This window comes from Methanocalculus alkaliphilus (assembly GCF_024170505.1).
Classification (GTDB): Archaea; Halobacteriota; Methanomicrobia; order Methanomicrobiales; family Methanocorpusculaceae; genus Methanocalculus; species Methanocalculus alkaliphilus.
Genome location: NZ_JALJYG010000026.1, coordinates 1 through 10,419, shown reverse-complemented (window position 1 = coordinate 10,419; position 10,419 = coordinate 1). Strand labels below are relative to the sequence as shown.

Genomic DNA, 10,419 nt, shown 5'->3' with positions numbered 1-10,419 from the left:
CTGGCATTATATTTGTTTGTACATATAATTGTACTTTATGGTTTTTCAATATAATTAGGTGGTACTTTTACAAAGGGTTCGCAAAGTGAGATAATGTGAAAATTTAACACCTTTGAGAGATTTTCCTATCTTTCTCTTCGTCATCCTGGGATAGAGCTTGTGCAAATTCTCTCTACTCTCTCTGCATCCTCTCCCGATACGTCGTGCTGCATGAAGATCATGATGAACATCTTCAGCGCGATGTTCGATCCAGACATCCTGCAAATATAGAACCGCTAATGACTCCTTTTGTATTCTAAAATTTAGGTTGGCATCCACTGCAAAAGGGATGTCATTATCAAAAAGGAATCCTTTCACCATGGATGGTAGACGCTTAGTAACTCCGATTCCCGGCGTATAAACCACCGGTAGGGCATTTACATAATCTCTTGCCTCTGATATTTCACGGGATAAGACATTCTGGCTTATCTTAAAACGTAAAGGAGAACGAACAACATCATGAGTTTCTAATCCAATTATCATTTGTCTTATGCAATTTTTTCCAAATACTGTGTCCGAATCTGTAATTATCACTTTATCCGTTGTTGCAGCATCAAATCCAATATTAGACACAATAGATAAATTTCCTGGTGGGGAGATGAGGCAAATTACTCCTTGGCTCTCTAAACGCTTTTTAAGGTCTGGATTATCATTTAAAACAACGATTATTTCAACATCTTCATCGATACTGGAGAGGCAGTTAAAGACGTCTTCATCATTTTTACATCTAATAACAACAGTGGCCTCTTTCATCATTTAATCTCCCTTTTGAGTTAATATTTTGTAAGCACTGGTTTTTTCTTTTCATAAGCAGCATAAGCACTAATCCACGAGTGAGATCTAGGACTTCCGACAATAGTTTCTCTCTCTTCCTTTGGAATGAAATGACGACTGCAAAAATGTCCACAATACCGACATAATTGATCCATTTGAGAAATAATCTCTTGACGAGAGGAGGGAATTTTTTTCAATCCGATATCGAATCCCATAACCCTGTCAATAGAGCCGCCGGGTCCACAGGGATAATATCCATATGCATTTAACCCTAGGCCACAATCGCTTGTCGTACTACAACCGTTTCGATAATCTGAGAGGAAGAACTTCCATTGATCAACCGGAGCCAGATTAAATGGTTCAAATTTTTCTTGATATGGACTTTGTTTACTAGTATTGTTGACTTCCACACCTTTAGGAACACGTAATAATGCATCTTTAACAACTTTTCCATACCCACTTGTAGTGATTCTAATTACTGATTCAGGGGAATAGTCCATTTTATAACTTAGTAAAACCTCCAGAATCTCTTCAACTTCTGGATGCAACATTGGCTCACCTCCCAGAACACCTATTAGATCCCATGTAACATTATTTGAAAGAGATTCATTTATGAATCTCTCAATCTGTTGAGGAGACATTGCTAAGACATCCGGTGCCTGAGAGCATGAGCGTGCACAGTTTGGACATCGTAATTTACAATCATAAGTTATATCAATTTCAATTCTTTTCATATTTGTCAGAAATTCAAATCCATGTAATATACTTGCAAATTTAGATGCACGATATATATGCCAGAGGTTATGCAATTTTAATATAATTAAACCCCCACAGGTAAAATTCCCCAATCCTTCGAGTCCCCCGTAAGGTCGACATTTTCAAATTGAATTTCTGGAATACTATTAATTTCTACTTTTTTCATTACTCCAAATAAAAAATTCAAGTCTTTTTTTACATCGTTTTGTGGATGAATATAAAATGTTCGTCCATCACCTCCACGAAGTGAAACCAACCTTCTTTGTTTTTGAAGCTTGTGGAGAGAACGGTACCAAGTGAGTTTAAATTTTCCATTGATTAGTTCATTTGGAAAGGGGCGGAGTGATAGAAAACGCTCTTTTTGAAATAGGCAAATCCTAACTTCAGGTACGTAATCTCCGATTTTTGGAGATATATATGGTTGGAAAATATTGCTTTTGTGTGCAATATTGAATCCCACTGAAACGACTTTTTCTGATGATTCAATTGCTTTTATCATATCCATTAAATAATTATGATTCCAATCTCGCCTGCAAATAATTACATCAGCATCTGCTTGAAGAGTATATTTTCCATTCGTGATTTCAAATGCATATAATTGTTGGAGCATGGGAGCATTCAAGACAGAGTGAGTTTCTCTAGTCTTGAGCCCAAACCAACGTTCATAAAGTGATTCAATCTCTTCTGGATTATCAGCAGGGGAAATAACCCATTTATCAATGATCCCCTCAAGCATAAGTGATTCTGCAATTTGTATTGCTACTTCTTTTGAGGGCTCAGAATATTGACGTATAAAATACGTCTCAGTTGCATCAAAAACAAGAATGATTTCGCAAAAGCGTTTTTTCTCCAACATTTTCACAATGTGGCGTATTTGCCGATCAAGCAGATCCACTCCCTGAAAGCTGGCTTTAAGGACTAATGACACTGTATTTAGCATTTTTAGTACAATAATCATTATTTTGAATTTATTTATTCATTTTCTTTGATCAATTTTGAGAGAAAACCTAATACCTCCGTATTGAGTCAATCAAAAACAAAATGGGACATAATGGATTTGCTTCGCTCATACCGCTAAGTCGGCATAGTGGGGTTTAGATCAGATATGTTAGTCTTCAGAAGAAGAAAGATAGTTTGGCAGAGGAGAGAGATATAAAAGGACTCTTTGATGACAAGATAAAAAAATCACATCCGTTTTTTGTGTTTAAGTTCAAAAGATATCAACCATGGTCGACCTAACGAAGCTTCCAAATGAATCAGTCGGGTCAGAGGGGTGATCCCGGGGAAGAGGGGGTATTGATACACCGGAAACAAAAGAACAGATGTACTCCCGTATCCTGCCATATGTTCCCGAAGCGGAAACTATTTGTTTCTGAAATGGAAACATATTGTTCGCAGAGCAGAAACAAATGGAAGAAACAATACTATCTGATCTTTTCAAAACCGGGGAGCGGATACGCATACTCAGATATGTATCCACCCGGCAGGAAGTCAACGCAACAGAGATAGTACAGGCACTCAGCGTCTCAAAAGCCCTCGTCTCCCGGTATATGCATCTTCTCGTTGAGGGAGGGCTCTGCACCAAAGAGGGCAGGATATATCGCTGGATTGAGAATCCTATCAGCCTTGCAATGAAGCGATTGCTCAACATACATCATCTCATGCAGGTAATTCCAGCCGGACTTCCCGAACGTGTAGAAGGGATTGGTGTGTATGGGAGCTTTGCAGAAGGGAGAAACCGACCAGGGAGTGATCTTGATCTCTATCTTCTCGTACCCGAATATGCACCGGATCTCGAGATGATGGCGGCAAGGATGGAGAAGGCAATCTCTGAGGACGTGGGAGTTGAGACACATATCCTCATCCTGACATCCAACCGATTATCAGACCTCAAGGAGACGGATACCCCGTTCTATCGTAGTCTGGTACGTACAGGGTATACACTCAAAGGTGAATCAATTGAAGAGTATTGAAGATTGCTACAAGGAGAAACTTCTCAGGAAAGTCAGGCCATCACCGGAAAAGGCAAGAGAATCGCTTATGCTTGCATCAGCATATCTGGATGAAGCACGTTTGGTGATAGGAGTTGGTGCAAACAGAATGAGTAGGTCGGGGGCGTACATGGGGTATTGATGTTTGGGAGAATGCGAACACAGAGACATGACAGCCAGTATTCTTTTGCTCCTGCTCCGGCAGATACGGAGGTAAGTGCAGCGATTCTCTATGCTGAGCGGTTCGTTAACAGGGTTAATCAAATACTCACTGATTAATTAAAAAAATCGGCGAAAACAATCCCCTGTTGTTCTCTTCCTCAATGAAACCGGCTTTTCTGAAGATACTTACAACAGCCAGATTTTGCTCTCTTCTGACCAGTATCCATCCCTCAATTACATGCTTTAAGTTTTCCCGGCACTCTTCGAGACTCCTGCCGTTTGCATACACCCCGGCCAGTCCCGGAACCTCCCCGTAATAAGACTCTTCATCATCAATGATCTCATATCGTGCGTGTGACAGGGCTTTTTCACGATATTCCAGAATCATAGCACTCTTCATGGATCTGTCATCCCCCGATCGAAATAATAATTCACAGACTCCTGATCGAACTCTTCACGCATCTACCCGCTCATCTATATCTGAAATACCGTTTATGTGCGAGATCTATCGGGAGAATCTCGACCACCCGGATGCGGCCCTGATCCGGGCCGTTGCGAAAGATGAGAGTATATGTGCGGCTGACATGCATTCTATATATGTCTCCACCCAGCCGCTCGATACCTGAGGCATCAGTGAGAACATCGAGGGCTTCCAGTGTGCGGAGATGACGGAGGATGATACGCCTGCTTTTCAGGGGCAGCCCAAGGACATAGTCACGGGCAGCCCGTTCGATCTCAACCTTCATTCAATCCTCATTCAGGCCCCAGGCTTCCCGGGCTTCATCCAGAGAGAGGTACTCTCCCTCCTCACTGACCTGCATTGCATGCCTGATAATATCCCGCTTCTCCCGTTCAGCAACCAGGTCTGAGATGAGCTGGTCAAATGTTTCGCCCGGCTTCTTGATGAGTGAAAGCTTCTCCCATGTAGATGGGGAGACGGGGATCCGCTTATAGGTACTCTGGCCAACCATCTGAATCACTTTGTAAATGATGTATCATATGATACATATGGTTATTCTATACCATATCAGCAGGACACTATAAGAGTCCTACCAAACCTGTGATAAAAAGAGGTACCATACTACAGTATCGAACGCTCGAACCACAGGCGATATCCACGTGGAGATCTTCTTCCGTACAATGACGCGAGACCTTCCATACCCCGAGAAGCACCTCCCATTGACAGCGTTTCAGACCAGCTAGTCCAGCAGCCTTTCCTGAGGAGAGTATCCCCTCATAGAGAGAGCAAGGGCAAGGTCCCTGTGGAGGGCTGACTCTACTCCATTCGTGGGAAGGCGAAGTGCAGAAACAAACTCCCGGGGGGTAGTGAACAGAAGAGTCATTCATATCCAGGTGTATGCCACGCTTTTACAGATATAGCCCATCAAAGAGCCTGCATTGTGTTCAAAGAATTGTACACGTACAATCAGTGAGAACTGACCAACATTTAATAACTCATCCAATATATAATCCCCACCAGACCATCGATGGAGGAGAGATGATGCAGGAAACCGTTCTCAACGAGCAACAGATGAAAGATTGTGAAGAAAGCAGATGGGACTTCTCTGACCTGAAGGCGCTCTTCATCAACTGCACGCTGAAGAAGACACCGGAGCTCTCGCATACCGAGGGGTTGATCCGGGTCTCCCAGGCGATCATGGAGAAGAACCAGGTTGCCGTCGAGGTGATCAGGCCGGTCGATTATGATATCGCCTATGGTGTCTATCCGGATATGCGGGAGAAGGGGTGGGAGAAGGATGACTGGCCGCCCATATTCCGGAAGGTGATGGACGCCAACATCCTGGTGCTCTGTTCGCCGATCTGGCTCGGCGAGAAGAGCTCGATCTGCCAGAAGGTGATCGAAAGGCTGTACGGGCAGTCCGGCGAACTGAATGAGCATGGGCAGTATGCGTACTATGGGCGGGCCGGGGGCTGCCTCATCACCGGCAATGAGGATGGAGCAAAGCATTGCGGAATGGGGATCCTCTACTCCCTCCAGCACCTCGGCTTTGTCATACCGCCGCAGGCCGATGCTGCATGGCTTGGGGGGATCGGCCCCGGCCCATCATACCTGGATCCCGGGTCCGGAGGTCCGGAGAACGACTTCACGAACCGCAACACCACATTCATGACATGGAACCTGATGCATATGGCACGGGTAATGAAGGAGATGGGGGGCATCCCGGCACACGGCAACCAGAGGAGTGCATGGGCGGCCGGATGCAGGTTCGAACATCCAAATCCCGAGTACAGATAGGAAGGGAGTCCCCCGGCTCCTGAATCCGGGCATTGCGTGACTTCTTCTGGAGCTGGGGGTCGATCCCACAAAGACACGTCCTGCATTCGAAGCACTAGTCCGGAGGATTCTCGCAGGAAAAGCGCTTCCAGCAATCAAACCCGCTGTTGACGCCTATAACCTGAGATCGGCCAGCTCCAGCATCCCCATCGCCGCCTTCGATGCCGGAAGACTCTCTGGCGATCTAACCATGCGGTTTGCTGAGGAGGCATATTGCATATTTTTTCATACAGTTATTAAGTATTGTTAATTAGGACACTGCCAGGGATTTGGGATTATCTCCTTCCGGCATTTCGCTCGTTCACTCTTTTCATTGTTGGTAAAATCGTACCACGAAAACTGTCATTTAATACAAAGTTCAAATCGTACGTCGACCATGCGGATTCTACAACACATCCAAGGTTACACAGGTTACAATTGGCATATTTAGAATAAATCTCCTGGTTTTCTCTCCATACGTCAGATAATTTATGTTTGCACAGATCTGTTTTCTTTCCATCCGGGAAAATATCAGGTCTCGATGAAGAGAAGAGGCAGGGGGATAATAAAATACCCATTGAATTTATCTGCATACATTTCCAGGGATTACACCGGTAATCAAAATTTCCTATCTGGCTGAGGAATCGCGTGGAATTACTGATTGGATACGATGATTTATGATCAGAAATGACCTGTTTACAATCATTTATTTGTTCTGCGGTTGGTGTCAGCTCTTTGGCATTTGCACCTCCACTTGGGTCTAATAAATTAAACGATACGGTATCCATTCCGAGATCATCAAAAATCATGTGGAGTACGTCATGCATTTCATCTGAATTTTTATTCGTTATGGTGACCATTCCACAAATGTTCACCTCAGCTTTTAACAGAGCAAGGCCAGTCATCAATTTGGGAACATCTTCTTTAATTCGTTCTAACCAGTCCACACCCCTGATTTCCTTATAAATCTCCGGCTGTGTACTGTCGATCGAAATTCCGAAAAAATCAAAACTTTCAGCTATTTTCCCAATATCACGTTCTTTGAATAAACTCAGGTTTGTAACAACCATCGTGATTAATCCTCGCGATTTTGCATACGACGCAAGTTCGAACAAATCCTTGCGAAGAAAAGGCTCTCCGCCGCTAAACGTCAGGGTCACAACACCAAGTTGTACTAATTCATCGATAATTCTTTTCCATTCGTCAGTATTCAGCTCGTTATATGGTTTATTTTTCCACATATCACAATACCTGCATTGGGAATTGCACCGTGAGGTAATGGTAATATACGCATAGGTCGGACGCTTGGTAGAACCAAACACACGATTGGAGAGGTGGTTCTTTAAAAACCTCAAGCCTGCTGTTTTTTTCATATTATCACGGTAATTTTTCCATATTGATGTAAATTTAAGACCCGAATCCGGCCGACCTGACTCACTCTTGCCATATAAATACCTGCCATCCGCGGTCTATTCTTCATTATATCGATGAGGATCGATACAGCCATGTTTTCGCCGCTCTAAAAGTGACCCCTCTCACCCGTTTAAATTTGACCCCTTATGTGTTCATAGAATCTTAATATAATATTAATATTTTGCCACCTGTGCCCTTCTGAAACTCTTTCCGTTCATATTTAGGATCACTGCCTGATGTGTTACTCGATCATGAATTGCTGCTGTTAACGTCTTATTATGAAATCTGCGTACCCACTCTGAAAAGACAGATTTGATGTGATGATTGGACTCATCGTTTCATATCGTGTCGCAAGCAGCTGGAAGAGCAACTATGCTCCTGCCCGGTCGAACGATACGTATCCAAGTTCATCAAGGATTAACAGGTCGATCTTTTTGAATTGGCGTAGATAGACCGAAAGCCTTTTTTGGCCCCGTGGATTGACTATTTCATTAATTAATGCTGCAGCGGTCCGAGACGATACGCGATACTCGTTATCACATGCAAGCATCCCGGTAGCAATTGCCAGATGTGTCTTCCCTGTCCCTGAGTTTCCAATCAATATGACATTCCTTTGTTCCTTCAGGAATCCGAGGGATTTTAATGCAGAAATAGCATATCTCTCTTCTTTTGGAAGGAGATTGGGGTCAAGGTCTTCAAACAATTTCTTTGTTGGGAATCGAGCCTGTCGGAGTGCTTTTATCTGACGATTCACCCGTCGTTTATTCAGTTCGGTCTGGAGCGCCAGTTTCATGTGCATCTCAAGTTCCTCGATATCAGGCTGGCAGTCACGGAAATACTCGTACACCCCATTAATTCGCAATTGTTTAAAGAGGATTTCAAGTGAATTTGGCGGGAACCATAGATCTCGGGAACATAGCAAGACAATGACGGCCAGGGAGTACCGATGCTCAATACCTTTGATCCGAAGAATGACCATAGCCCAATCAAATTCGGCCCGGATACCTTTCTGTGGATCCTGAAGGATACTCACCGTCCGAATGGCGTGAGCGGCGCGATACTTTGATACCACTTTCCTCACCGAGGTGTAGCTGACGGTTTTGTTCTCCTTGATAAGGAGTTCCCAGATTCGCTTGGCGGGGATCTGTTGTTTCGCGTGGGATGTCGAACTTGAATCGAGATACTGGTATATCTTCGCCACAAGCGCATCGGTGAGAACTGTCCGGGTCCGGGAGATGGTCCGATGTTTGGGAAGAATCTCTTCAACTGTGCCGTCATGAACCTCATCTATTCAATGAAGATTCAGGCATAGTTCTTCACACAATCACGATGAGGTCATAAAAACAATACCCTCATGGTTTAACGGCATTTCTCCGCGGCCCTTGTTGGAATCAAAACCTATTTCTCTATTGATCTACAAAAAAATACATTAATCATAGAATTACAATACTCAAACATGAGGATGTAGTATGGATAGAAGATCGATTTTCACACTCACTCTGCTATTTTTTGCCTTAACCCTTCTGGCAACAGCCGGATGTATAGCCACGAGTGATACAACGCAACCTGCACAACAGGAGACCCGGCAGCTCCCGGTGATATCATTCGATGAAACCCCCATTCAGTATGCAGATGTAAACGACGTTACGCTTGCCTATCAGGAATTTGGGTCAGGTGAACCTCTCCTGTTGATCGAAGGATTTGGCGCTACCATGGGGGGCTGGAACGAGACATTCATCAGTATCCTTGCATCGGAGTACCATGTGTACATCTATGACCACCGGGGAATGGGGCAGAGCAGTGCATACACAACACCCCCATCAATCTACCAGTTTTCAGACGATGCTGCTGCACTGATGACTGTGCTAGGTTATGACAGCATGCATGTCTACGGTGTCTCCATGGGATCCACCACCTCCCAGCAGCTTACAATCGATCATCCTGAAAAGGTCAGGAAACTCATACTTGATTCATCCACATACAGTATCCGGATTCCTGAGACAAAGACGCTTCTCGGTCTCATCGAATCGACCGCTATTGATCCCGCAACTCCTGAAGGAGTGCGTCAGGAAGCAGAGGCAAACCTTGCATGGAATGGATCGTTTGGCGGTCTCTCTGGTATCGAGAAGGATGTGATGCTTCTCGTAGGTACAGATGACGTTCTGACCCCTGATGCGGTCTCAGTAGAGATTGCAGGCGAGATCGATGGATCGTGGCTTGTCCGGTTCAAGGGCATTCCTCATGCCGGGTTCCATTACGCACCTGTTGAGTACGGAGAGAGTGTGCTCTTCTTCCTGGCAATGGATGAATTCCATCAGATATAATCTTTTTAACATTCGGTTAGTATCCCTTATATAGCGAGGATAATCCGAATTCTATCTCTTCTCATCAATTGTAGAAATTATGAACCTGACACGTGAAGAGATCATGGATTTCCAGAGACGGACGTATGAGAAGATCACAAATGGAAATCTTCTGGCAGATGGGCATATACCGGAGGGCGGCAGAATCGATCCTCAACCGTCTGGCAACTCCATTCCTGTACATGCCTATTGAAAGAAAGTGGTTCAAAGTGAAAAGCAATGAAGGAGAAGCTGCACGAAGGATTCTTGAACCGACATTGAAAGTAACGAATCCCTGAATAAACAAAGAATATCCAGATGAGCCAGCAGTGAATAAAAGCCACCTTCACTTTCACCCTCCGCTGCATGCTGCTATATACCCTGAGGAGAGAGTAGTATCTGCCAGAGTGCCGGGGATTACCGCACTCCCTGCTCTGTGCAACAACCCCAATTTCGACCCCCTCTTTTCTTTATTCAGGGTAACGATCAGGTATCAGAAGAAGAGATTGTACATGAGAAAAGGTACTGCATCCGCTCTTGTGTGATGGTTTTTAGAATAATAAGAAGTGGTCTTGGCAGCGTTGAACAGTTCCCGAGGACTCTCGTACCTCAGTACAGTGTTCGACGCAGGTGGGCTTAACTGCCGGGTTCGGAATGAGTCCGGGTG

At 44.4% G+C, this 10,419-nt stretch carries 16 protein-coding genes and 1 rRNA gene; 6 read left to right on the top strand and 11 right to left on the bottom strand.

All coding sequences use genetic code 11. The features are described 5' to 3' along the window. Positions 1-54: 54 nt before the first annotated feature. The 3 genes from J2T58_RS10865 to J2T58_RS10855 all read right to left on the bottom strand — a co-directional run bounded on the left by J2T58_RS10865 (position 55) and on the right by J2T58_RS10855 (position 2,497). Entirely contained in the window at positions 55-795 is a 741-nt protein-coding gene (locus tag J2T58_RS10865; protein WP_253489939.1) for a glycosyltransferase family A protein, read from the bottom strand. Positions 796-812: 17 nt separating this feature from the next. Beyond that, positions 813-1,547, bottom strand: coding sequence for a radical SAM protein (locus J2T58_RS10860; protein ID WP_253489937.1), 735 nt, complete (start codon positions 1,545-1,547; stop codon positions 813-815). 86 nt (positions 1,548-1,633) lie between these two features. Continuing rightward, complete coding sequence (locus J2T58_RS10855; RefSeq protein ID WP_253489934.1) at positions 1,634-2,497, bottom strand: hypothetical protein; 864 nt, start codon at positions 2,495-2,497, stop codon at positions 1,634-1,636. Positions 2,498-2,978: 481 nt separating this feature from the next. Between J2T58_RS10855 and J2T58_RS10850 the strand changes: the two genes are divergently transcribed. Then, positions 2,979-3,542, top strand: a complete 564-nt coding sequence (locus tag J2T58_RS10850; protein WP_211531548.1) for a nucleotidyltransferase domain-containing protein — start codon at positions 2,979-2,981, stop codon at positions 3,540-3,542. Beyond that, complete coding sequence (locus J2T58_RS10845; RefSeq protein ID WP_211531547.1) at positions 3,529-3,702, top strand: hypothetical protein; 174 nt, start codon at positions 3,529-3,531, stop codon at positions 3,700-3,702. Before J2T58_RS10850 ends, J2T58_RS10845 begins: the two co-directional genes overlap by 14 nt. Before the next feature lie 126 nt (positions 3,703-3,828). On the opposite strand, the gene J2T58_RS10840 is transcribed toward J2T58_RS10845, so the two are convergent. The 4 genes from J2T58_RS10840 to J2T58_RS10825 form a co-directional block, all read right to left on the bottom strand. Further along, on the bottom strand, positions 3,829-4,122 hold the full coding sequence (locus tag J2T58_RS10840; protein ID WP_253489931.1) for a type II toxin-antitoxin system HicB family antitoxin: 294 nt from the start codon (positions 4,120-4,122) through the stop codon (positions 3,829-3,831). 70 nt (positions 4,123-4,192) lie between these two features. Then, positions 4,193-4,468: a hypothetical protein gene (locus tag J2T58_RS10835; RefSeq protein ID WP_253489928.1), complete on the bottom strand. Its 276-nt coding sequence runs from the start codon at positions 4,466-4,468 to the stop codon at positions 4,193-4,195. Continuing rightward, complete coding sequence (locus J2T58_RS10830) at positions 4,469-4,693, bottom strand: hypothetical protein (protein ID WP_253489925.1); 225 nt, start codon at positions 4,691-4,693, stop codon at positions 4,469-4,471. A gap of 67 nt (positions 4,694-4,760) precedes the next feature. Next, positions 4,761-5,069, bottom strand: a complete 309-nt coding sequence (locus J2T58_RS10825; RefSeq protein ID WP_253489922.1) for a UPF0175 family protein — start codon at positions 5,067-5,069, stop codon at positions 4,761-4,763. A gap of 151 nt (positions 5,070-5,220) precedes the next feature. Between J2T58_RS10825 and J2T58_RS10820 the strand changes: the two genes are divergently transcribed. After that, positions 5,221-5,979, top strand: coding sequence for a flavodoxin family protein (locus J2T58_RS10820; RefSeq protein WP_253489920.1), 759 nt, complete (start codon positions 5,221-5,223; stop codon positions 5,977-5,979). 46 nt (positions 5,980-6,025) lie between these two features. Continuing rightward, positions 6,026-6,268, top strand: a complete 243-nt coding sequence (locus J2T58_RS10815; RefSeq protein ID WP_366518475.1) for a phenylalanine--tRNA ligase beta subunit-related protein — start codon at positions 6,026-6,028, stop codon at positions 6,266-6,268. 25 nt (positions 6,269-6,293) lie between these two features. Here the strand turns inward: J2T58_RS10815 and J2T58_RS10810 are convergent, their stop codons facing one another. The 3 genes from J2T58_RS10810 to J2T58_RS11265 all read right to left on the bottom strand — a co-directional run bounded on the left by J2T58_RS10810 (position 6,294) and on the right by J2T58_RS11265 (position 8,611). Beyond that, positions 6,294-7,370, bottom strand: coding sequence for a radical SAM protein (locus tag J2T58_RS10810; protein WP_301287548.1), 1,077 nt, complete (start codon positions 7,368-7,370; stop codon positions 6,294-6,296). Positions 7,371-7,583: 213 nt separating this feature from the next. Further along, positions 7,584-7,667 (bottom strand): hypothetical protein, encoded by an 84-nt coding sequence (locus J2T58_RS11270; protein ID WP_366518474.1) that lies wholly within the window; start codon positions 7,665-7,667, stop codon positions 7,584-7,586. A gap of 113 nt (positions 7,668-7,780) precedes the next feature. Further along, positions 7,781-8,611 (bottom strand): ATP-binding protein, encoded by an 831-nt coding sequence (locus J2T58_RS11265; RefSeq protein WP_253489916.1) that lies wholly within the window; start codon positions 8,609-8,611, stop codon positions 7,781-7,783. Positions 8,612-8,879: 268 nt separating this feature from the next. On the opposite strand from J2T58_RS11265, the gene J2T58_RS10800 reads away from it, so the two are divergent. Then, positions 8,880-9,734, top strand: coding sequence for an alpha/beta fold hydrolase (locus J2T58_RS10800; protein WP_253489914.1), 855 nt, complete (start codon positions 8,880-8,882; stop codon positions 9,732-9,734). Positions 9,735-9,813: 79 nt separating this feature from the next. Beyond that, complete coding sequence (locus tag J2T58_RS10795) at positions 9,814-9,966, top strand: hypothetical protein (protein ID WP_253489912.1); 153 nt, start codon at positions 9,814-9,816, stop codon at positions 9,964-9,966. A gap of 356 nt (positions 9,967-10,322) precedes the next feature. Here the strand turns inward: J2T58_RS10795 and rrf are convergent. Beyond that, positions 10,323-10,419, bottom strand: a 5S ribosomal RNA gene (gene rrf, locus J2T58_RS10790); the annotation flags it as partial.

Coding starts and splice junctions, on each gene's coding strand:
- J2T58_RS10865 (WP_253489939.1), bottom strand. CDS start 795: ATGATGAAAGAGGCCACTGTTGTTATTAGATGTAAAAATGATGAAGAC.
- J2T58_RS10860 (WP_253489937.1), bottom strand. CDS start 1,547: ATGAAAAGAATTGAAATTGATATAACTTATGATTGTAAATTACGATGT.
- J2T58_RS10850 (WP_211531548.1), top strand. CDS start 2,979: ATGGAAGAAACAATACTATCTGATCTTTTCAAAACCGGGGAGCGGATA.
- J2T58_RS10840 (WP_253489931.1), bottom strand. CDS start 4,122: ATGAAGAGTGCTATGATTCTGGAATATCGTGAAAAAGCCCTGTCACAC.
- J2T58_RS10835 (WP_253489928.1), bottom strand. CDS start 4,468: ATGAAGGTTGAGATCGAACGGGCTGCCCGTGACTATGTCCTTGGGCTG.
- J2T58_RS10830 (WP_253489925.1), bottom strand. CDS start 4,693: ATGGTTGGCCAGAGTACCTATAAGCGGATCCCCGTCTCCCCATCTACA.
- J2T58_RS10825 (WP_253489922.1), bottom strand. CDS start 5,069: ATGAATGACTCTTCTGTTCACTACCCCCCGGGAGTTTGTTTCTGCACT.
- J2T58_RS10820 (WP_253489920.1), top strand. CDS start 5,221: ATGATGCAGGAAACCGTTCTCAACGAGCAACAGATGAAAGATTGTGAA.
- J2T58_RS10810 (WP_301287548.1), bottom strand. CDS start 7,370: ATGAAAAAAACAGCAGGCTTGAGGTTTTTAAAGAACCACCTCTCCAAT.
- J2T58_RS10800 (WP_253489914.1), top strand. CDS start 8,880: ATGGATAGAAGATCGATTTTCACACTCACTCTGCTATTTTTTGCCTTA.
- J2T58_RS10795 (WP_253489912.1), top strand. CDS start 9,814: ATGAACCTGACACGTGAAGAGATCATGGATTTCCAGAGACGGACGTAT.